The sequence below is a fragment of the Bartonella sp. AP72JLCBS genome (assembly GCF_042195705.1).
Classification (GTDB): Bacteria; Pseudomonadota; Alphaproteobacteria; order Rhizobiales; family Rhizobiaceae; genus Bartonella.
Window position 1 is genome coordinate 64,072 of record NZ_JBHIOU010000007.1, and the last position, 21,683, is coordinate 85,754.

The following is a 21,683-nucleotide window of genomic DNA, read 5'->3' on the forward strand; positions in this document are numbered from 1 at the left end:
ATCTATTAAAGAGGCTATCTACTTATTTTTCCTAGCTATTCCGTATCTTCTTCATCAGATGTCTCATCGGGAAGTAGCGTCCCATTTTGATGAAGCGATTCCATGATTTTTGTAACATTAGGATCAGGGTATTTCACATCTATCTTGCTACGCAAATCAACAATCAGTTCTTGATAGCGCTTTTTTATCAGCTGTGTCCGCAACATCTCTTTAACATCATCAAATGCAGGCGGTTGTTTTACACGACGATCTTCTAATTTAATAATATGCCAACCAAAAGGACTTTCAACGGGTTGTTTTGTGTATTCGCCAACTTTCAAACCAAATGCGGCATCTTCAAAAGGCTTGACCATTTGACCATGGCTAAAATAACCAAGATCACCCCCAACGGCAGCAGAACCATCTGTTGAACTTTTCTTTGCAATCTCTTCAAAATTTTCGCCTTTATTTAAATGCTTAATGATAGCTTCTGCTTCTTTTCTCGTTTTGACCAAAATATGACGCGCTTTAACCTCATCCTCTTTAGGTAAAGCAGCAACTTCTTGCTTATAAAGAGCTTCCAAATCAGTATCCGATATTTTATCAACAATCGCCTGTTTAAAATAAAGCTGTTGAAGAACATTGTCACGCATGACTGCCATACGTTTATCGTAAGCTTCTGTCTTATCAAGACCTTTGCTTCTTGCTGCTTTTGCGAGGGCCTGCATATCTAAATAAGCTTTTAGAACCATCATACGGCGTTGTTCATCAGGAAAACGTGCTAAATTAGGATTTATTTCAAGCGCTAAATCATCCAATTGGCCTGCTGTAATATTTTTCCCATCAATAACCGCCATAACATGAGAAGGAGAAACGGCTTTTTCAGAAGCTTTCTCTAAAGTCTTTAAATCACTCGACGATGAATTCAAACCTTCTTGAGCACTCACCCCTAAACTTGTACTTGCCAATAAAGTTGATGCTAAAAAAAGCGTGATAAAGTTAAATTTCATAAATATACTCCTTAAAAATGAAGGCAGGTTCAAGATTCCAATTTTCTTTACCATAACACTTTAATCTTTAAACATAGAGAAATAAATTAGTAATTTTATTTTAAAAAAGTATAAAATTATCCTTTTATCTCAGTTTCTCCAATCCTATCTAATGCAGATGAAAAACATGATAATAGAGAAAAATGACATATTGTATCTTAAATTACTTTGTATTGTATCAGTTAAATAGCATACTTAAAGTTGACATAAAGCGCTTAGCCTCTTATCTCTACTTTACAATTAGAGTGAAAAATTGCACACCAGCAAGTATAATGGTACCATCTGCATTTCATGATGTCACTAATGATATCAGATAATTTGAAGAAAATGTAGAGTATGGGGAGAGCGTATGAATTACCCAACAAGAGTGACAACAATTAAAAGAAAGGGCCAGAGATGGTCAGTTTAGGTGTTTTTGCCCGTAAGTTTTTTGGTTCAGCTCATGAGCGACATCTCAAAGCACTCCGCCAAAAAGTTGCACAAATTAATGCTTTGGAAGAACAATTCGTAAAATTAAGTGATGAGCAGCTTTGCCAAAAAACAGATGCCTTTCGTAAACGTCTTAGTGAAGGTGAAAGTGTTGATTTGCTCTTACCAGAAGCTTTCGCGACTGTTCGTGAAGCCGCAAAACGTGTTTATGACATGCGTCCTTTTGACGTGCAACTTATTGGTGGAATGGTCCTTCACGACTGCGGCATAGCTGAAATGCGTACTGGTGAAGGTAAAACATTAATGGCAACTCTACCAATTTATCTCAATGCATTGGAAGGTAAAGGCGTTCATGTTGTGACAGTAAACGATTATCTCGCCAGTCGTGATGCTGAAACAATGGGGAAAATTTTTAGTTTTCTAGGGCTTACAACAGGCGTGATTCTTCATGATCTTGATAGTGATGCCCGCCGAGAAGCCTATGCATGCGACATCACCTATGCCACAAATAATGAACTAGGTTTTGATTATTTGCGTGATAATATGGCCTTCGATCATAGTCAAATGGTCCAACGTGGACATCATTACGCAATTGTTGATGAAGTTGATTCGATTCTTATTGATGAAGCCCGTACCCCCCTTATTATTTCTGGTCCTCTAGAAGATCGTACTGACTTCTATAACCTTATTGATACATTTATTCCTGCCTTAACTCCAGAAGACTATGAAATAGACGAAAAACAAAAAACAACGACCTTTACCGAAGTTGGTACTGAAAAAATTGAAAAAATGCTCGAACAAGCTGGGCATCTTAAAGGTGAGAGTCTTTATGACATAGAAAATGTCGCTATCGTTCATCATGTCAATAATGCTCTAAAAGCTCATAAACTGTTTGCTCGCGATAAAGATTACATTGTTCGCAATGATGAAATCGTTATTATTGACGAATTTACAGGGCGAATGATGCCTGGGCGGCGTTATTCTGAAGGACTTCATCAAGCGTTAGAAGCTAAAGAGCATGTTGCTATTCAACCAGAAAACCAGACACTTGCTTCCATCACTTTCCAAAATTACTTCCGTATGTATAGGAAATTATCTGGCATGACTGGAACTGCAACAACAGAAGCCGAAGAATTCAGAAATATTTATGGTCTTGACGTTGTCGAAATCCCTACAAATTTGCCAATACAACGTATTGATGAAGATGATGAGATTTATCGAACAGCAGAAGAGAAATATCGGGCAATTGTGCGTGATATCCGTCAAGCGCACGAAAAAGAACAGCCCATTCTTGTTGGAACAACCTCTATTGAAAAGTCAGAACAATTGGCAGAGCGTTTGCGAAAAGAAGGCATTACCGATTTTAGAGTCTTAAATGCTCGCTATCACGAACAAGAAGCATATATCATTGCGCAAGCAGGCGTTCCTAGAGCTCTCACCATTGCAACCAACATGGCAGGACGCGGTACGGATATACAGCTTGGTGGTAATGTTGAAATGCGCATCCGACAAGAGTTACAGGATATCCCCGAAGGTCCAGAGCGAACAGCTAAAATTGAAGAAATAAAAAAAGATGTTCAGAAGCTTAAAGAAAAAGCTTTAGCGGCTGGAGGGCTTTACGTTATCGCTACTGAACGTCATGAAAGCCGTCGTATTGATAACCAGCTTCGTGGACGTTCTGGTCGCCAAGGCGATCCTGGGCGCTCAAAATTCTTTCTCTCTCTTCAAGATGATCTTATGCGTATCTTTGGCTCTAACCGTATGGATGGTATGCTGCAAAAACTTGGATTGAAAGAAAATGAAGCTATTATCCACCCATGGATTAATAAGGCCCTTGAAAAAGCACAAAAAAAGGTCGAAGCACGGAACTTTGAAATTCGTAAAAATCTGCTAAAATATGATGATGTCATGAATGATCAACGCAAGGTTATTTTTGAACAGCGTATGGAGGTCATGAACGCAGATGATTTATCAGAAATGATCCTTGAAATGCGCAATGAAGTCGTAGAGGATCTCGTAGAGGCTTATATTCCTTCAGGGACATATTCTGAAAAATGGGATGCAAAAACTCTTGAAGAAGAGCTTCAACAACTCTTTAATCTTGAGCTTCCAGTGGAAGAATGGGCAAAAGAAGATGGAATTGCCGAGGAGCAAATTCTAGAGCGTGTATCAGATGCTGTTACAAAACTTGAAAATGAGCGTACTGAACGATATTCTCCAGAAGTTATGGCTTATTTTCACAAAGCAGTATTGCTCGAAACTATTGACACGTTATGGCGTGAACATCTGGTGAGTTTAGACCATTTGCGTTCTGTTGTTGGTTTTCGTGGTTATGCGCAGCGGGATCCGCTCAATGAATATAAGACAGAATCATTTGAACTCTTTCAAAGTATGTTGAGAAATTTGCGCCGAATTGTCACTTCTAAGCTTATGCGCTTTGAAATCATTCAACACCCCACAGAACCGACCATGCCTGAGCAAACTGATGCTGCTTCTTCTGTCTTTAATGATCAAAGTCAAGAAAATGCTCCCACCTTATGGGCACGATCACAAGAAAATAGATTTGTTAATCCACAAGATCGTGACCCTAACGATATAACCACATGGGGAAAAGTTGGACGTAATGAGCGTTGTCCTTGCGGTTCAGAGAAAAAATACAAACACTGTCATGGAGCCTTTGTTTGAAAAGCAAACTATGCAAATGAATAAAAAGCGAAATTATGAGCAAGAATTGCGCACAGCTGGTTTAAGAGTAACACGTCAACGACGAGTTATTCTTGATATTTTGACTGATACAAATGATCATCCTAATGCATTTGAAATTTTTCAGCGTGCAAACAAAATAGATTCGAATATTTCACTCTCAACTGTTTATCGAACCATGAAAATATTAGAAGGAAATGGAACAATTCATCGCCATAGCTTTAGTGGTGGTCCGTCTCGTTTTGAGCAAGCAGATGGGCAACATCATGATCATCTCATTGATATAGAAACAGGACAAGTTATCGAGTTTCATTCTGATGTTATTGAAAAGCTGCAAGAGGAAATTGCAAAATCCCTTGGCTATGATATTATTCATCACCGCCTTGAACTTTACGGAAAAAAAAACTCTTAAAAAAGTAATCATATATCATTAGATAAAATACCTCAGGCAAATCAAATTTTATAAAAATTTACCTTTAAAATATAATAGTTTTCATTGGCAAAAAAAAAGAATTGCTTTATTACCCCTCTTTGTATGATGCTATACGGTAATTCATTGCCAATATTATAACAAACAATCATTGCAACAAAATATTATAAAAATTGTATTATGAAAAATTAGGCCAATATTATCATGGTTTCCTTGCCACAAGATCGTATGAGACAGCTTGAAAAGCGCTTTGAAATAATTGAAAGCCAAATGACGACGAATCCAAATGCTGAAACATATGTCAAATTAGCTTCTGAATATGCAGAACTACAACCCGTTATTGCCTCTATACGCGCATTAAATGCTCTTTACGAAGAGATTACAGAATTAGAAACGATTATCAACGATAAACAAACAGATATAGAGATGCGTAATCTTGCCCAAGAAGAGCTACCATCGTTATATAAAAAAGTAGAGCAATTTGAAAAAGAACTCCAAATTCTGCTTTTGCCTAAAGATGTTGCTGATGAAAAAAACGCTATTGTTGAAATTCGAGCAGGAACGGGCGGATCAGAAGCAGCACTTTTTTCCGGTGATCTTTTCCGCATGTATGAACGTTATGCCCATGCTCACCATTGGAAAGTAGAAATTATTTCACTTAGTGAGGGGGAAGTTGGCGGATATAAAGAGATTATTGCTACCATTTCAGGAAAAGGTGTCTTTTCTAAATTGAAATATGAATCAGGGGTTCATCGTGTGCAACGCATCCCTGAAACAGAGACAGGTGGACGTATCCATACATCTGCTGCTACCGTTGCTGTGCTTCCAGAAGCTGAAGATATTGATATTGATATTCGTCCTGAAGATATTCGTATCGACACAATGCGTGCATCCGGAGCAGGAGGACAGCATGTTAATACAACGGATTCAGCTGTTCGTATCACGCATATTCCAACAGGAATTATGGTCGTACAAGCAGAAAAATCACAACATCAAAACCGAGCAAGAGCCCTTCAAATTTTACGGGCACGCTTATTCGATATCGAACGACAAAAAGCGGAAAGTGAACGTTCAGCTTCTCGTAAAAGCCAAGTTGGTTCTGGTGATCGCTCAGAGCGTATTCGTACCTATAATTTTCCACAAGGACGTGTCACGGATCACCGTATTAATCTAACCTTGTATAAGCTTGATCGCATTCTAGAGGGAGATCTTGATGAGCTTCTTCATGCACTCATCTCAGATCATCAAACAAGACTGCTGATGGAAATGGATAATAATTGAGCAAATATTCTTTCAAGAATGTTATCCAACAAATGCAAGAAAAATTGCGCACGAAAGGGATTGCTGAAGCCGATCTCGATGCGAAAATACTCATTGAATGGATAACAGGAATAAATGCTGCTGAAAGAGTTTCTAAACCAGATATGCATCTATCTTCTGAGCATATTATACAAATAGAACAGGCTTTACAACGGCGTATTGCAGGCGAACCCGTTTACCGTATTATAGGAGCACGAGAATTTTATGGTATATCTTTTACATTATCTCAAGAGACGTTAGAACCACGCCCTGATACAGAAACGCTGATAGATCTTGTTCTCCCTTTTCTCCAAAAACAGATCGAAAATTCGAGAAGAACAACATTCCTTGATATGGGAACAGGAAGTGGCGCCATTGCCATTGCCATTCTTAAACAAATTCCCCAATCCTATGCAGTCGCTGTCGATATTTCTGAAGATGCCCTTAAAACAGCGACAAAGAATGCAAAAAATGCTGAAGTAGCACACCGCTTCACACCCCTTCTTAGCGACTGGTTTGATTCTGTCACAGATCGCTTTGATTTTATTGTTTCCAATCCACCTTATATCCCCGCAAAAGATATCAAAAAACTTGCAAAAGAAGTGCGCTTACATGATCCATTGCGCGCTCTTGTCGGTGGAAAAGATGGTCTTGATTTTTATCGAAAGCTCGCCCATGAAGCAGCCAACTACTTAAAAGAAAACGGCACTATCGCTGTTGAAATTGGTTACTCTCAAGAAAAAGAAGTTTGCAATTTGTTTGAAACAAATGGCTTCCAATGTTTAGAAATGCGCAAAGACCTCAGTGGAATACCCCGCGCACTTCTATTTGCATGCAAACATTAAAATTCCCAATCATCATCCGTGGTAGCAACCGCCTTGCCAATGACATAAGAAGAACCTGCCCCTGAAAAAAAGTCATGATTTTCGTCAGAGTTTGGTGATAAAGCTGCCAAAATAGCGGGATTAACACGACAAACCTCAGGGGGGAAAAGAGCTTCAAAACCTAAATTCATTAAAGCCTTGTTAGCGTTATAATGAAGAAAAATTTTAACATCTTCTGTCAATCCAAGCGCATCATAAAGATCTTCAGTATATTTGCACTCGATGTTATAAAGATCAAAGAGCAGGTTAAAAGCAAAATTTTTAATTTCTTGTCTTTTGGCTTCATCAAGCTTTGCAAAGCCCAATTGGAATTTATAACCTATATAATAACCATGGACCGCTTCATCACGAATGATCAGTCGAATGAGATCTGCTGTATTGGTTAACTTAGCGCGACTGGCCCAATACATGGGCAAATAAAAACCAGAATAAAATAAAAAGCTTTCCAGCAAAGTCGAAGCAATTTTTTTCTTAAGTGGATCATTTGCTTCATAACGCTCAAGTACTAATCTAGCCTTTTTCTGCAAATGAATATTTTCTTCTGACCATCTAAACGCATCATCAACTTCTACCGTCGAACAAAGGGTTGAAAAAATAGAGGAATAAGAACGTGCATGAACCGCTTCCATGAAGGCAATATTCGTCAAAACTGCCTCCTCATGCTCTGTTATCGCATCAGCCAGAAGCGAAATGGCTCCTACAGTGTTTTGAATTGTATCAAGAAGCGTTAGTCCTGTAAAAACACGAATCGTTAGCTTGCGTTCTTCATCCGTTAAGCTTGACCATGAGGGAATGTCATTGGAAAGTGGAACCTTCTCAGGTAACCAAAAATTCCCAGTTAAGCGGTTCCATACTTCAAGATCTTTCTCATCATGTAATCTATTCCAATTAACAGCGCACACAACAGGATTTTTGGTTGTAATCTTTGTCATATGATGATCTCCTATAAACTGCACGAAACACAGCCATCAACTTCTGTTCCACTCAATGCTACTTGCCGTAATCGTACATAGTAAATACTCTTGATACCCTTTTTCCAAGCATAAATTTGTGCGCGGTTAATATCACGTGTGGTCGCTGTATCAGGAAAAAATAATGTTAATGAAAGACCTTGATCAACATGCTGTGTTGCCGCAGCATAGGTATCTATAATTTTTTCAGGGCCAATCTCATAAGCATCTTGGTAAAAATTCAAATTCGTATTATCCATATAAGGAGCAGGATAATAAACGCGCCCAATTTTTCCCTCTTTGCGAATTTCGATTTTTGAAGCAATCGGATGAATAGAGGAAGTGGCATGATTAATATAGGAGATAGATCCCGTGGGAGGAACTGCCTGTAGATTGCGATTATAAAGCCCGTACTCAACAACTAAATCCTTGAGTTCCTGCCAATCCTTTTGACTTGGAATAACAATATTGTTCCGCTCAAAAAGCTCTTGCACAAGCGCAAATTGCGGTTTCCATTCTCTTTCAATATATTTCTCGAAAAAACGTCCATCTGCATAAGCTGATTTTTCAAACCCTGCAAACATTTCTTGACGTTCGCGCGCAATTAAATTGGAAGCACGTATGGCGTGATATGTCACAATATAAAAATAGATATTGGTAAAATCAATCGCTTCTGGAGACCCATAATAGATCTGCTCACGCGCTAGAAACCCATGCAAATTCATTTGTCCCAAACCAATCGCATGACTTTCAGCATTGCCTTTCGCAATGGAAGGCACACAATCAATATTGCTCATATCCGAAACAGCAGTCAGAGCGCGAACAGCAGATTCCACGGTCTGTCCAAAATCAGGACTTTCCATTGCTTTGGCAATATTCATGGATCCAAGATTACAGGATATATCACTTCCAATCGTGCGATAAGTTAAATCTGTCTCCAGTTCACTCGCCTCACTCACCTGCAAAATTTCTGAACATAAATTGCTCATACTTATGCGCCCAGCTATCGGATTCGATCGATTAGCAGTATCCTCAAATAAAATATAGGGATAACCCGACTCAAATTGAATTTCCGCTAATGTCTGGAAAAAAACGCGTGCACTTATTTTCTTTTTACGAATCTTTGCATTATCAACAAAAGAACGATAATGCTCCGTTAAAGAAATATCGCTAAAGGGCTTACCTGTCACATGCTCGATGTCATACGATGAGAAGAGATACATATCCTCATTATTCCGTGCAAGCTCAAAAGTAATATCAGGAATAACGACACCAAGCGAAAGCGTTTTAATTCTAACTTTTTCATCAGCATTTTCACGCTTTGTATCCAAAAACTTCATAATATCTAAATGATGAGCATGCAAATAAACAGCTCCAGCCCCCTGTCGTGCCCCAAGCTGATTGGCGTAAGAAAAAGAATCTTCCAAGAGTTTCATCACCGGTAAAACACCTGAGGATTGATTTTCTATTTGCTTAATTGGTGCCCCTGCTTCCCGCAAATTCGTTAAACAAAGCGCCACACCTCCACCACGTTTTGAAAGCTGCAAAGCCGAATTAACCGAACGACCTATCGATTCCATATTATCTTCAACACGTAGCAAAAAACACGAAACCAATTCACCTCGTTGTTTTTTCCCAGCATTTAAAAATGTTGGTGTTGCCGGTTGAAAACGTCCTGTAATAATTTCATCCACAAAACTTTCAGCAAGAGCTTTATTCCCTTGTGCCAAATATAAAGCTACAAGACAGACGCGATCTTCATAACGTTCAAGATAACGTTTCCCATCAAAAGTCTTCAGTGTATAGCTGGTATAATACTTAAATGCGCCTAAAAAGGTAGGAAAACGAAACTTAAATGCATAAGCACGTTTAAAAAGCTTTTTAATAAAAGAAAAATCATAAAGCTCAAATAAAGCTTTTTCATAATAACCTTCCTCTATTAAGTAATCTATTTTTTCCTTCAGGTTATGAAAAAAAACTGTATTTTGATTAACATGCTGAAGAAAATATTGCCGCGCAGCAAGCCGATCCATATCAAATTGAATATGACCATTTTCATCATAAAGATTAAGCATTGCATTCAACGCATGATAATCAGTAATCTGATCCGATTTCTGCGATTGTCCTATACCAATTGTTTCCAAAATCTTTCCAATCCCTTTTTTACATAAATAACGTCTTCATCAGTTCCACGCAGCTCAAAACGATAAAGGCAAGGTACACAACATTTTTCAGCAATAATTTTACTTGCTAGATTATAATAGCGACCAAAATTACGATTCCCACCGCCAATAACACCACAAATTAATTTTCGGTTCTCAGCTTCATTAAGAAACTGGACAACGGCTTTCGGCACGGCCCCTCTTCCTTCACCATCTGCATATGTAGGAACAACCAATACATAAGGTTCACCAACCAATGCAGAAGGCTTTCTTTTATCAATTTTGAAGAGTCGTTGCCCAAGCTGCGAGACAAAATGTTCTGTATTACCCGTTGCACTCGAATAATAAACAATAAGCCCCATTAAGCACAAAGACCACTAATCATATCTGGTCTAAAACCAGACCAATGATTTTCACCACAAACAACGACAGGAACCTGACGATACCCCAGAGATTGAACAAAACTGTATGCTTGTTCATCACAGGAAATATCAACAACACGATAATGAATGCCTTTTGCATCAAAAGCGCGGCGTGTAGCATCACATTGGACACAAGATGGTTTGCTATAAATAGTGATCGACATTTTCTTCAACTTTCACAATTCCAAACAATCAACCCTGAAAGGTCAATCTAATAATTTTATAGATACTCAAGAATAACAAAAAATAGAAATTGTACGCAAAACATGTGGTTATTTTCAAATAATACACAGCTTCCTGAACATAACAGAATTCCTCATCAAATAACTTCAAAAACTATGATGAGAATAAGCGATTATTCTACAACTTAAATGGCAAAGCCCCCTAGTTATAAAACAATCTTTTGCTTGCATTACAATTCCCTCCTGCTGTCTAAAAAACTAATGTTCTAAACTACCGTTTTTCAAGAGCTCTGTTTGCTCTTTTACGGCAAAAATCAATTACAAAAACGAAAGGAAATCCTTCCAAAAGAGACCCTTCAGTAAAAATACTGCTATACCTTTGGCCAATAAACTCTTTACAATAATGGAAATAACTTAGATACCAAACGAAACACACTAACACCCTCTCTTGTGCTTATTTAGAATCACCAATCATTTTGATACTATATATAGTATATACTCTCTCTCTTTCGTCAAGGTGAATTCAATTATTATTTTTAATTTTCCACGATCTTCCCACTAAAATTTTCAGTACTCAAAACTATGTAATAATATAACATTTTGTTGACAAACGTTATATTATTACATAGTTTCCAAAATAATAAGCAACGATGGTAAAAAATATGGATCTGCACTTCAATAAAACAACATTAGGCTATAGGAATAGAATAGCAATAAAGAACTTTTCAGCAAAGTTAAAAGCTGGTTCATTGGTTGCAATAACAGGTGATAATGGCGCTGGAAAATCGACACTGCTAAAAGCCATCGCCGGATTGATTAAACCTCTTAAAGGAAAAATTACAAAACCAAAAAAAAGCCGCATTGCTTATCTTGCTCAGCAATGTAATATAGATCAAACATTTCCAATTGATGTGAAAACGCTTGTAAAAACAGGACTGTGGTCTTTTTGTGGATTATGGAAGAATCAGCGCCCTTATGATTCTAAGATTCAAAATGCTCTTAAAATGGTTGGGCTTACAGAACTCGCACCCCGTTCGCTTGAAACATTATCAGGCGGGCAATTACAACGCGCTCTTTTTGCACGTATCATTGTACAAGATGCCAATATTATTTTACTTGATGAACCTTTCAATGGTGTAGATCATAATACCCAAAAAGACCTTCTTTCTCTGATCACATACTGGCAACAGCAAGGACGCACAATTCTCACCGCACTCCATAACCCTCTCATCGTGCAAGAATTTTTCCCCCAAATGATTCAAATTGATCAACAAAACGCCTTTTATGGAGAAACAACACAGTTTTTAAACAACACCCTTCATCACGTTATGCCACCTCTCACATCCAATTCTTTCCCTATTAGCGCACAAAAACAAAATCTTCTCATCAATGATCCTCTCTTTCTTAGGTTATAAGACGTGTATGCATTTTTTCTTGCCCCCTTTGTTGATTTCCAATTTATGCAAAACGCCCTTATCGGTTCTATTTTTCTGTCTATTAGCGCTTGTCCTGTTGGTGTGTTTTTGATGCTCCGAGGAATGAGCTTGACAGGAGATGCTATCTCTCATGCCATTCTTCCTGGTGTTGCAATTGCTTTTCTGATTTGTGGCTTTTCCCTCATATCTATGACACTTGGTGGTATCTTCGCTGGTCTTATTGTTGCTTTAGCAACCATTTTGATTTCACGAAACAGCTTTCAGAAAGAAGATGCATCCATGACCGTCTTTTATCTTATTGCACTCGCGGCAGGTGTTATTATTATCTCACTGAAAGACTCAACAATTGAGCTGCTTCATCTCTTATTCGGATCGGTTCTTGCACTTGATGCACAAGCCCTTTGGTTAATCACTACTATAATGCTGATTACACTCTGCAGCCTTTGTATTTTTTGGCGTGCACTCGTTTTAGAAAGCTTTGACCCCCTCTTTTTTAAATCACTCTCTCCATTGAGTAAATATATTCATATTTCATTGCTTGGACTTGTGGTGCTGAATCTGGTTGGAGGCTTTCAATCACTAGGAACATTACTTTCCGTTGGTATTATGATGATTCCAGCCATTACAGCCCGTTTTTGGTTTTCACGGCTAGGCCCTATTTGCGCGCTTTCCACTCTTTTTGGAATCATTTCTAGCGTATGTGGTCTCCTGCTTTCTTTTCATCTTTCACTTCCCTCCGGCCCTGCTATCATCATTGCCGCAGGATTTATTTATCTTGTTTCCTGTTTGATAAGTCCACGTGGCTTTATTGTAACATGGTTTCCCCACCTCTTTTATACCTCCTCACTTTAAGGAAAAAAATGTGCCTAAGTTTGCTCAAAAATTTGTTCTTCTTGGAGCTTTATTGCTTGCCCTTTCTCCATTTTCTGCTTCTGCACACAATAAAATCAAAGTTGTTGCGAGCTTTTCTATTCTCGCAGATCTCGTAAAAAATGTAGGAGACAACCATATCTCTATGACCACTTTTGTAGGTCCCAATGCGAATACTCACACTTATGAACCTACCCCCCATGATGCTCAGGCTCTTAGAAATGCTCAAATTATTTTCATCAACGGGCTTCATTTAGAAGGATTTATTGATCGCCTCATTACAGCAAGTGGTACAAAAGCACTTCTTGTCGAAGTTAGCGCTAACATTCCCTCCCTCAAAATGAAAAATCAAGAACATAATGCCCATCACCACCACAGCGTTATTGATCCACACGCTTGGCAAACAATTCCCAATGTCAAAATCTATGTGAAGAATATCGCTGCTGCTTTTTGTAAAATCGATCCACAATCCTGTACCAGCTACAAAAAAAATGCCGAAACCTACATCCAAAAACTTAAAATAGCACAAGATACCCTGAAAACAAAAATTGCTACCATTCCTAAAGATAAACGTATCATTATCACATCTCATGATGCCTTTGGCTATTTTGCCAAGGAATATGGTTTTACTATCCTTGCTCCTCAAAGTGCTTCAACAGAAACTGAAGCAACCGCAGCCGATGTTGCTAAACTTATAAAACAAATTAAAGCGAATAAAGCAACTGCCCTATTCGTTGAAAATATCTCTAATCCCCGTCTCATAAAACAGATTGCAAAAGAAACAGGTTTAACAATTGGTGGAACACTTTATTCTGATGCATTGTCAAACAAAAATGGCCCTGCAGCAACTTATCTCGATATGATGGAACATAATGTAAATACCATCATTGACGCTATCACAAAACATTAAGATCTTCTATAAAAGAGATAAAAAAGAGTTCATAAAATCGTAAGTCTATGATTATGTTACTAATGATACCCCAACAGCTATAATTGATAACATTGATATGAAATAAAGTTACTTTTACAGAGAAATTTATACTCTATAGATTCTAAGATAGATAAAGTAAGTGGATTTATTGCCTCATGGTGCCCAAACTGTCAGCAGTAGCATTCTATTTTTCAATGCTTCTTTTACAATAACTCTCGACACTTGAAACGATTCATAAGAAGAATTTGGTGTCTCTTTCTTAAAGTATTTTTATCTATCCAACTTCTTTATAACATGCAAGTAGAATTAGTGTATGAATAAAAACCACTTGAAGAAAAAATGCCTCTTATGAAGAGTCTCAACACAATAATTGTTGCAATGTTTGAGACTGAAAGAGAGTATGATAATGGCCCCAGCTTGCATTTTTATAAGCATAAAGATGGCGATACACAATGGATTTTATGTTATACTACTTATAAACGACTGCGTGAAAAAATAGTTGGAACAACCTTGCAAGATATTTTTTAAAAAAAGTGCGTAAATTGGCAACCCAACAGCCTTCTGTTTAGGTATTCTGTTTTGTATGAGAGATGCAATTTTATTCAAAGAACGTAAAAAAATGTGTTCGGCAATGCTTAATTGCCATTATGTAAGAGACATTGGCTTAGATGTTTTTGAAAATTGCAATGCTAAATTAAAAGATGATGATAAAGATAAAATCTATTTTTTATTTGATGCTTTCATATTCTGCCTAAATTAAGCTGTCTCCTCATTTTAGAAATTACACAAGCAGATAAACTTATTCTACTCTGGCATACAAAAACTGAATACAACACCGAACCGTCTTCATATTTTTCTCAAACATACTGCTGTATAAAGTTTAGGTTGATTTATAAGCAACAAAAAGCACGCGCTTTATAAGAAAGTAATATCATAAAACCATTAATAGACTGGCAATATATTGAAAAAATATACCAGCTTTTATAAAATGCTTTGTAAAACAATAATATAATTGTCTTTGTCTCTGCTGATTCTTATAGATGTTCGCATCGATCCCTTATGTTATATTCATAAAGATCTGTTTGAGGATGATCTACAGGCAATTTTTAACTCAAGAATATAGAAAAGATCGATGAGATGTTACAGATGTGTTTCATCTGCTTTTATCGCTAAAAGTAATGAAAATTCTAAAACAAGCACGCCTTCTATCTCTCAGTGATTTTTTGCAACTTATCAGATACCCTTGCTGAGAATTGCATAGTGATTTACATGAGAAAAAATAAACTTGCAGCATGCGCGCATAGGTTTCTCTCTAATTTATGTGATTGGTAAAAAAAAACAAATGCTTCTTATAGGAGCTCTGAAACTATTTTAGATCATATGGCCAGCGGTAAAATAGAATGCGCCTATTCTCGTAGAGATTATTTAGAACAGCGTCGTATTTTGTGCATCAAATAGACTTCTTATGTTAGGGATCAAAGCTCAGATATGGGGCGCATCCTTCCTTATCTGTAACTCATTTTTTCTCTCTATTTCTCTCATTTGCTTTTATAATACACATAAATTATTACATCAAGAAACATATTATAATATGTTGTTTTTTATAACAAAATTATAAATGAGTAAAAATATGGTTAATAAAGATTTATTCTATATTGATATTTTTTTATAATGAAAATGATGTTTGAAAATTATATTCTTCTTACAGACCGTGAAAATGCAAAATTTCTTCATATAAATGTTTTGACATTCTCAGCGCTATGGGACAATAGATCATTACCAAAACTGTTAAAATTTTGTTTTTAATCCCATCGGTTACAACCTGAGTTTGTAAATGTAATTGAGCAAGTCAAAACACACCATTATCATGACGCAGCATAAAAGAGAGTCGTATCACATCAATTAATGCTTACTTATTATTTGTGCGCTTTCCTGTGTTTTTATTAAAAGTATGAAAATTCTGATGAGCAACAGTGAAACTTAGTTTTTGACCATAGTCGTGTGTCAAGCGTTCTTTTATTTCAATCGTAAAGATGATACCATTCCAACGCGTTAAAACATGGCAACCTGTTCCAATAAGCTTGATAAGCTCAATTTTTGTGTGAAAGACAGGCCCTTTATCTGGATGTTCGCCCAATAAGATTATTTCAGGTCTGAATGCTAAAAGATCAGTTTCTTCACCATAAGAAAATGAATGCCCTAAATGTTGTTCTAAGACATAGCGATCAAGAAAATTCATAGGAGGAGAACCAATAAAATCAGCAACAAATGTTGTTGCTGGAGTATCGTAAATTTCCATTGGTGTTCCAATTTGCTCGATAGCTCCTTTATTCAAAACGACTATTCTATCAGCTAATGTCATAGCTTCTAGTTGATCATGGGTAACATAGAGGCTCGTTGTTCCTAATGAACGCTGTAGTGTTTTTATTTCAATACACATTTGCGCCCGTAATTTTGCATCAAGATTTGAAAGAGGTTCATCAAAGAGAAAAACACGGGGTTGACGTACAATCACACGCCCCATTGCAACACGCTGACGTTGTCCTCCTGATAATTGTCGTGGTTTACGATCAAGAAATGGTTCTATCTCCAAAAGCTTTGCAGCATGTGCGATACGTTTTTTAATTTCTTCTTTAGGAGTTTTACGATTTTTAAGACCATATTCTAAATTTCCACGAACTGTCATATGGGGATAAAGGGCATAATTTTGAAAAACCATAGCGATATCACGATCAGCTGGTTCACGATCATTGATACATTCGTTATCAATGCATAATTCACCTGAGGTAACTTGTTCAAGTCCTGCTATAATACGTAATAAGGTCGATTTTCCGCACCCTGAAGGACCGACAAGAACAAGAAGTTCTTTATCGGCAACAGTTAAGTTTAAATCATCAATGACCAGAATGCCGTTGTCATACTGTTTTTTTATATTTGATAACTGGATTATGGCCACAATTACTTCTCCGTTTCAATAAGGCCTTTGATAAAAAGCCGCTGCATGAAGATAACAACAAGAACAGGGGGAACCATGGCAACAACCGATACTGCCATGAGTATATTCCATTGAGGATCATGTTGAAGTGATTCGACAATAAGCTGTTTTAAAATAATAAGGATCGTTTGATGATTTTGATCCGTTGTGATGATAAGAGGCCAGAGATATTGTATCCATCCATAAATGAACATAATGATAAATAAAGCAGCAATATTGCTTTTACTAAGAGGAAGAAGAATATCCTTAAAAAATTTAACTGGACCTGCACCATCAACACGTGCCGCCTCTAAGAGTTCATCTGGAACAGTCAAAAAAAACTGGCGAAATAAAAATGTAGCGGTCGCAGATGCAATAAGTGGAATAATCATTCCACTATAGGTGTTGACCATCCCCAATTTTGCAACAATCTCATAGGTTGGAAGAATACGAACTTCGACAGGGAGCATCAATGTAACAAAAATAAGAACAAAAGCAGTTTTTCGGAAGGGAAAGCGCATGTAAATAATTGCATAAGCAGACAAAAGTGAAATAATAATTTTTCCAACGCTAATCCCAAGAGCCATAATGAATGAATTCATTAAGAGTGGCCAGAGGTTGGGCAAACCCAGCTGTGCAAGGCCATCACCAAAGATTGTTTTATAATTTTCCAGAGCATATTTCCCAGGCAAAAGAGGAAGTGTTCCTGAGTTAAATGCTGCTGAACTATGAGTTGATGCAATGATAGCAACATAAACTGGAAAGCAAATAATGATAATACCAACAATGAGAATAATATGGGTTAGAAATTTCAAAACAGGGCGATTTTCAACCATAATTTGTTTCCTAATATTGTACACGGCGCTCAATCCAGCGAAACTGGATAAACGTTAAGACAATAACCATCAACATCAATATTGTTGATTGTGCAGCTGATGCACCGATTATTTGATTTCTAAAGCCATCGTCATATACTTTATAGACGAGGATGCTCGTTGCACGCGCAGGACCTCCAGAAGTTGTATTATCAATAATACCAAAAGTATCAAACATAACATAATTGACATTGACAATAAGAAGGAAAAACGTCGTTGGTGAAATTTGCGGGAAAACCACTGTCCAAAATCGTTTAAAGGGACCAGCACCATCAATGGCGGCTGCTTCTATTTGAGAACGCGGAACAGACTGAAGACCTGTAAGAAAAAAGAGAAAATTGTAAGAAATTTGTTTCCAACTAGCCGCAATGACAATAAGAATCATTGCTTGAGTGCCATTAATACGATAATTCCATAGCACCCCTATTTTCTCGAGAAAAAAAGGGATAATTCCGATGGTAGGATGAAAGATAAACAGCCACAATATACCTGCCAATACTGGAGCAACAGCATAGGGCCAGAGCAAAAGCATTGTATAAGCCTTTTTTGCACGTATGACACGATCAACACAGACAGCTAAGAGAAGTGATATTGTCATTGAAGCGACAGTAACTGAGATGGAAAATACTGCGGTTGTAAAAAGCGATTGCCGATAAGTAGGATCAGAAAGAACGGTTAGATAATTCTCAAAACCAATAAAGGTTGTTGTAAAGCCAAAAGGGTCTTCACGCTCAAAAGATGATTTTATTGCTTGAGCAGCAGGCCAAAAGAAAAACAAAAAAGTCACAAGAAGCTGAGGAAAAAGCAGTCCGTAAGAAAGTAGACTATTTTTAAAATATGCATGTTTTTCTTGCATTCATAGGGCTCTTTAAATGTAGAGACTTTAAAAAAGTAAACAAAAAGGACTCAACCGTTTTTGTTGAGTCTTTAATGTTTAACAATAAAACGAAATTAATGATTAGATCTTTCAAATTCACGCAAGAGTTTATTTCCACGTTCAACGGTCTCATCTAAACCATCTTTCGGCGTTTTTGAACCACTAAGAACAGCTTCCAACTCTTGATCAAGAATGGCACGAATTTGTGGTAAATTACCAAATCTTATCCCTTTTGAGTTAACTGTTGGTGGATTAAGATTAATCTGTTTGATAGCTATATCCGCACCTGGCGTTTTTTCATAGAAATGTTGTTTTTTGCTCAATTCATAAGTCGCTTTTGTGGTTGGGAGATAACCTGTTTCCTGATGCCATTTTGCTTGATTTTCTGTTTTTGAAAGAAATTTAAGAAAAGCGGCTGCCCCTGCATATTCCTTTGGAGTATGGCCCTTAAACGCCCAAATAGAAGCTCCCCCAATAACTGAATTTTGTGGTGCTCCTTCTGTATCCTTATAGTACGGTAGCATACCAACCCCCACATTAAACTGAGCTTCAGAAACAATTCCAGCATGTGATCCTGAAGATTGCATAAAAATTGCACAATTTTGTGCCATAAACATTGGTGTTGAATCTAATGCACCTGCTGGACCACCATAACGGAAAATACCTTGATCAGACCACTTTTTCAGGTCAGTCCACATACGCACTTGTAAAGGTCCATTAAATGTAAGTTCTGAATCAAGTCCTTTAAAGCCATTTTCCTTCGTTCCAAAAGGAACATTATGCAACGCTGAAAAATTTTCTATACCAATCCATTGAGCGGCATAAGCCATTGTAAAACCACAAGTTGCCGCTTTAGTCTCAAGAATTTTCTTGGAAAAGTTTTCTATATCTTGCCACGTTCTAGGAGGCTGTTCTGGATCAAGCCCTGCTTTTTTAAAGATATCTTTGTTATAATAAAGGATGGGTGTTGAAATATTAAATGGCATAGAGACAATACGTCCCTGTTCATCGGAGTAATAACCACTAATAGCAGGGAAATAATCTGTAGGATCAAATTCTTGTTTTGTATCAGCCATAAGTTGATAAAATGGGTAGATTGCGCCTTTTGCAGCCATCATAGTTCCAGTACCAACGTCATAAATTTGAGCAAGTACTGGCTGTTTCTTTCCACGAAATGCTGCAATGAGTGAAATCAATCCCTCTTCATATTCACCGCGAAATGAAGAAACAACTTTATACTCAGATTGACTTGCATTAAAATCGTTAATGAGACTTTCAGTTTGCTTTCCTAATTCACCACTCATAGAATGCCAAAAGCTGATTTTTGTCTGTGCAAAACTTTCTGTCATCCCCGCTGTGGACATTATGATAGCAACCGTGGCCGCTATGGAAAGATAAAAACGACTCATGCTTCACCCTTTCTGAAGTGATGGAATACAAACTACCCCTAAATTTATAGTATTACACATGAACATGCTATGACAGTTTTATTTCAGAAACATATTCTCTCATTTAAACAGGAACCACCTAAAGGTCAAATGAATTTGTTTAAATTTATTTATTTTCTTTTATAAGCTTTCTTATGTATTCACGAAATACGCGTTTGTAACTATCTGAAAAAAGTGAGATGGCTTAAATAAGAAAAGTCACTTGGTAAAAAGATATAGATCGTAAATATCATTTCAATGACTATTTTAATATCTGGATTTACTTTTTTAAAAAGAATTGTTTATTCTTTTATTATTTGTCTTATAACTTTCGGCTTATAACTTTAACACGATGTTGCTACTGAATTTAAAGAAGAGACAAATAGAATTTTTTTAAAATTAAGAAAATCATTTTGAAGCGCTTAATAGTCTCTTTCCCTGTAACAAGATCACACCCCTCACGCAAAACAAAATGACACTGTATAACCAATTTCCATGCTGTTAAAAAATCTTTCAATACATCTACATTTCATGATAGCACCTATAAAATAAGCCCTAAAGCCTCTCCATTAAAGTATATAAGACTTTTTGTATGCCATCATTTTTACACTTCATAAAAGTGCAAAACGACATCATCATGTGCGATCCTAATGCTTAAATAAGCCTTGCATTTGAAATACGTTAAATGAATATTTTTATTCTTTTCTCAATCATTTTTTATCCACACACCAACCCTGCTTGTAATGTGCAAACGAATGATTTTGATTGATTCATTGTAAAAATATTTGAAATAAGAGAATCTTACGTATTAAGGTCTCTTACTCACATGAATAAAATATTAATTATGATTATAAATCAATGTATTATTGTCATGTATTAGATAGTTTTTCTTCTTTCATTACGCTAACTTTATGAAGATATATAGTTCCTTTTGTGTTGATGTATTTTTACCTTTGTGCACACAATTGCAATGCGAGATCAGGTTGATCTGTCGTAATATAATGTACAGGCATATCAAGCCAATATGATAACCGAGCTTTTCCATTAATTGTCCATACCCCTACAGTAAAACCAGCCTCAAGAGCTGATTCAATAAAGTTCTGTGAAACAATAGAGCCATCTAAACTTAGATCAGAATAACCTAATTGCTTCCATTCAGAAAAATGACGGTACATATCACCTTCGAAATTATCAACACATGGACCAGATGGTATTCCTGCTTCAATAAAAGGACGAAGGATAAAAGGATCAAAACTAATTGCAGAAACCCGTTCTGATAAATTTCGGCTTTTTATTAGTGCAAGCGCTTTTTGGGATAATATTGTTTCACGCTCCACTTCACCACATGTTTTGATTTCAAGATGCAACGCAACATTCGTTGGTGCTAAAAGATCAAGCACTTCTTCTAATAAGGGAGGTGCTTCTTGGCTTCCTTTCACGCAGAGTTGTTTACGTATTTCATTATCAATGTCGTGAATATACCCCTCTTTCCCAACCAATTGGTCTAAACGGAAGTCGTGAAAGACAACCACTTCACCGCTTTTCAGCAAATGAACGTCGCATTCAACTTCATCAACACCTAACGCTATAGCATTATTAAATGCCGAAAGGGTATTTTCAGGATAAAGATGAGCTCCTCCACGGTGTGCAACAATTTTTTTCTCAGACATACAAAATCCCACACTTCTCAATTTTAAACGATATTGACGTACAGATTGCCAGATAAAGGCTTATATCATATGAAAATACACAATCATTTTTAAATGATTTTTTCTACACTTTTCGAATATCAAACCCTCAGTCA

General features: G+C 36.9%; 18 protein-coding genes. 8 read left to right on the forward strand and 10 right to left on the reverse strand.

Features of this window, described 5'->3' with window-relative positions; genetic code table 11:
• Positions 1–35: 35 nt before the first annotated feature.
• Positions 36–989, reverse strand: coding sequence for a peptidylprolyl isomerase (locus ACFILO_RS05225; protein WP_375611828.1), 954 nt, complete (start codon positions 987–989; stop codon positions 36–38).
• A gap of 435 nt (positions 990–1,424) precedes the next feature.
• Here ACFILO_RS05225 and secA point away from each other — a divergent pair, with 435 nt between their 5' ends.
• The 4 genes from secA to prmC all read left to right on the forward strand — a co-directional run bounded on the left by secA (position 1,425) and on the right by prmC (position 6,734).
• The gene (gene secA, locus ACFILO_RS05230; protein WP_375652498.1) at positions 1,425–4,142 is read left to right on the forward strand and encodes a preprotein translocase subunit SecA; all 2,718 of its coding nucleotides are present in this window, start codon (positions 1,425–1,427) and stop codon (positions 4,140–4,142) included.
• Positions 4,081–4,572 (forward strand): Fur family transcriptional regulator, encoded by a 492-nt coding sequence (locus ACFILO_RS05235; protein WP_375611830.1) that lies wholly within the window; start codon positions 4,081–4,083, stop codon positions 4,570–4,572. Before secA ends, ACFILO_RS05235 begins: the two co-directional genes overlap by 62 nt.
• A gap of 222 nt (positions 4,573–4,794) precedes the next feature.
• Positions 4,795–5,871 (forward strand): peptide chain release factor 1, encoded by a 1,077-nt coding sequence (gene prfA, locus ACFILO_RS05240; protein WP_375632281.1) that lies wholly within the window; start codon positions 4,795–4,797, stop codon positions 5,869–5,871.
• A complete protein-coding gene (gene prmC, locus ACFILO_RS05245) occupies positions 5,868–6,734 on the forward strand; it encodes a peptide chain release factor N(5)-glutamine methyltransferase (RefSeq protein ID WP_375632280.1) in 867 nt (288 codons plus the stop codon). Before prfA ends, prmC begins: the two co-directional genes overlap by 4 nt.
• Here the strand turns inward: prmC and nrdF are convergent.
• Genes nrdF through nrdH form a run of 4 tightly spaced genes read right to left on the reverse strand, consistent with a single transcriptional unit; the run spans position 6,731 to position 10,471 of the window.
• Positions 6,731–7,705: a class 1b ribonucleoside-diphosphate reductase subunit beta gene (nrdF, locus tag ACFILO_RS05250; protein ID WP_375611833.1), complete on the reverse strand. Its 975-nt coding sequence runs from the start codon at positions 7,703–7,705 to the stop codon at positions 6,731–6,733. The two genes, prmC and nrdF, sit on opposite strands and share 4 nt — an antisense overlap.
• A gap of 11 nt (positions 7,706–7,716) precedes the next feature.
• A complete protein-coding gene (gene nrdE, locus ACFILO_RS05255) occupies positions 7,717–9,867 on the reverse strand; it encodes a class 1b ribonucleoside-diphosphate reductase subunit alpha (RefSeq protein WP_375677937.1) in 2,151 nt (716 codons plus the stop codon).
• A complete protein-coding gene (gene nrdI / locus ACFILO_RS05260; protein WP_375613294.1) occupies positions 9,849–10,247 on the reverse strand; it encodes a class Ib ribonucleoside-diphosphate reductase assembly flavoprotein NrdI in 399 nt (132 codons plus the stop codon). The genes nrdE and nrdI overlap by 19 nt, the downstream gene beginning before the upstream one ends.
• Positions 10,247–10,471: a glutaredoxin-like protein NrdH gene (gene nrdH / locus ACFILO_RS05265; RefSeq protein WP_005774163.1), complete on the reverse strand. Its 225-nt coding sequence runs from the start codon at positions 10,469–10,471 to the stop codon at positions 10,247–10,249. The genes nrdI and nrdH overlap by 1 nt, the downstream gene beginning before the upstream one ends.
• A gap of 680 nt (positions 10,472–11,151) precedes the next feature.
• On the opposite strand from nrdH, the gene ACFILO_RS05270 reads away from it, so the two are divergent.
• The 4 genes from ACFILO_RS05270 to ACFILO_RS05285 all read left to right on the forward strand — a co-directional run bounded on the left by ACFILO_RS05270 (position 11,152) and on the right by ACFILO_RS05285 (position 14,254).
• Positions 11,152–11,904, forward strand: coding sequence for an ABC transporter ATP-binding protein (locus ACFILO_RS05270; RefSeq protein ID WP_375677938.1), 753 nt, complete (start codon positions 11,152–11,154; stop codon positions 11,902–11,904).
• 3 nt (positions 11,905–11,907) lie between these two features.
• On the forward strand, positions 11,908–12,777 hold the full coding sequence (locus ACFILO_RS05275) for a metal ABC transporter permease (RefSeq protein WP_375613292.1): 870 nt from the start codon (positions 11,908–11,910) through the stop codon (positions 12,775–12,777).
• A gap of 10 nt (positions 12,778–12,787) precedes the next feature.
• Entirely contained in the window at positions 12,788–13,705 is a 918-nt protein-coding gene (locus tag ACFILO_RS05280) for a metal ABC transporter solute-binding protein, Zn/Mn family (protein WP_375613291.1), read from the forward strand.
• Between the two features lie 360 nt (positions 13,706–14,065).
• On the forward strand, positions 14,066–14,254 hold the full coding sequence (locus ACFILO_RS05285; RefSeq protein WP_375677939.1) for a DUF4102 domain-containing protein: 189 nt from the start codon (positions 14,066–14,068) through the stop codon (positions 14,252–14,254).
• 1,381 nt (positions 14,255–15,635) lie between these two features.
• On the opposite strand, the gene ACFILO_RS05290 is transcribed toward ACFILO_RS05285, so the two are convergent.
• The 5 genes from ACFILO_RS05290 to ACFILO_RS05310 all read right to left on the reverse strand — a co-directional run bounded on the left by ACFILO_RS05290 (position 15,636) and on the right by ACFILO_RS05310 (position 21,549).
• A complete protein-coding gene (locus tag ACFILO_RS05290; protein WP_375613290.1) occupies positions 15,636–16,682 on the reverse strand; it encodes a sn-glycerol-3-phosphate import ATP-binding protein UgpC in 1,047 nt (348 codons plus the stop codon).
• A 2-nt stretch (positions 16,683–16,684) separates the two neighbouring features.
• Positions 16,685–17,536 (reverse strand): sn-glycerol-3-phosphate ABC transporter permease UgpE, encoded by an 852-nt coding sequence (gene ugpE / locus ACFILO_RS05295; RefSeq protein ID WP_375613289.1) that lies wholly within the window; start codon positions 17,534–17,536, stop codon positions 16,685–16,687.
• Between the two features lie 10 nt (positions 17,537–17,546).
• Positions 17,547–18,431, reverse strand: a complete 885-nt coding sequence (gene ugpA / locus ACFILO_RS05300) for a sn-glycerol-3-phosphate ABC transporter permease UgpA (RefSeq protein ID WP_375627662.1) — start codon at positions 18,429–18,431, stop codon at positions 17,547–17,549.
• A gap of 95 nt (positions 18,432–18,526) precedes the next feature.
• On the reverse strand, positions 18,527–19,861 hold the full coding sequence (ugpB, locus tag ACFILO_RS05305) for a sn-glycerol-3-phosphate ABC transporter substrate-binding protein UgpB (protein ID WP_375618067.1): 1,335 nt from the start codon (positions 19,859–19,861) through the stop codon (positions 18,527–18,529).
• Positions 19,862–20,826: 965 nt separating this feature from the next.
• Entirely contained in the window at positions 20,827–21,549 is a 723-nt protein-coding gene (locus ACFILO_RS05310; protein ID WP_375632275.1) for a glycerophosphodiester phosphodiesterase, read from the reverse strand.
• Positions 21,550–21,683: the final 134 nt, after the last annotated feature.

What these genes read in the sequence shown, in the direction of transcription:
- ACFILO_RS05225 (WP_375611828.1), bottom strand. Translation starts at nt 989, where the DNA reads ATGAAATTTAACTTTATCACGCTTTTTTTAGCATCAACTTTATTGGCA.
- nrdI (WP_375613294.1), bottom strand. Translation starts at nt 10,247, where the DNA reads ATGGGGCTTATTGTTTATTATTCGAGTGCAACGGGTAATACAGAACAT.
- ACFILO_RS05285 (WP_375677939.1), top strand. Translation starts at nt 14,066, where the DNA reads ATGCCTCTTATGAAGAGTCTCAACACAATAATTGTTGCAATGTTTGAG.
- prfA (WP_375632281.1), top strand. Translation starts at nt 4,795, where the DNA reads ATGGTTTCCTTGCCACAAGATCGTATGAGACAGCTTGAAAAGCGCTTT.
- ACFILO_RS05310 (WP_375632275.1), bottom strand. Translation starts at nt 21,549, where the DNA reads ATGTCTGAGAAAAAAATTGTTGCACACCGTGGAGGAGCTCATCTTTAT.
- ugpA (WP_375627662.1), bottom strand. Translation starts at nt 18,431, where the DNA reads ATGCAAGAAAAACATGCATATTTTAAAAATAGTCTACTTTCTTACGGA.
- ACFILO_RS05270 (WP_375677938.1), top strand. Translation starts at nt 11,152, where the DNA reads ATGGATCTGCACTTCAATAAAACAACATTAGGCTATAGGAATAGAATA.
- nrdF (WP_375611833.1), bottom strand. Translation starts at nt 7,705, where the DNA reads ATGACAAAGATTACAACCAAAAATCCTGTTGTGTGCGCTGTTAATTGG.
- ACFILO_RS05235 (WP_375611830.1), top strand. Translation starts at nt 4,081, where the DNA reads ATGAGCGTTGTCCTTGCGGTTCAGAGAAAAAATACAAACACTGTCATG.
- ugpE (WP_375613289.1), bottom strand. Translation starts at nt 17,536, where the DNA reads ATGGTTGAAAATCGCCCTGTTTTGAAATTTCTAACCCATATTATTCTC.
- secA (WP_375652498.1), top strand. Translation starts at nt 1,425, where the DNA reads ATGGTCAGTTTAGGTGTTTTTGCCCGTAAGTTTTTTGGTTCAGCTCAT.
- ugpB (WP_375618067.1), bottom strand. Translation starts at nt 19,861, where the DNA reads ATGAGTCGTTTTTATCTTTCCATAGCGGCCACGGTTGCTATCATAATG.
- nrdH (WP_005774163.1), bottom strand. Translation starts at nt 10,471, where the DNA reads ATGTCGATCACTATTTATAGCAAACCATCTTGTGTCCAATGTGATGCT.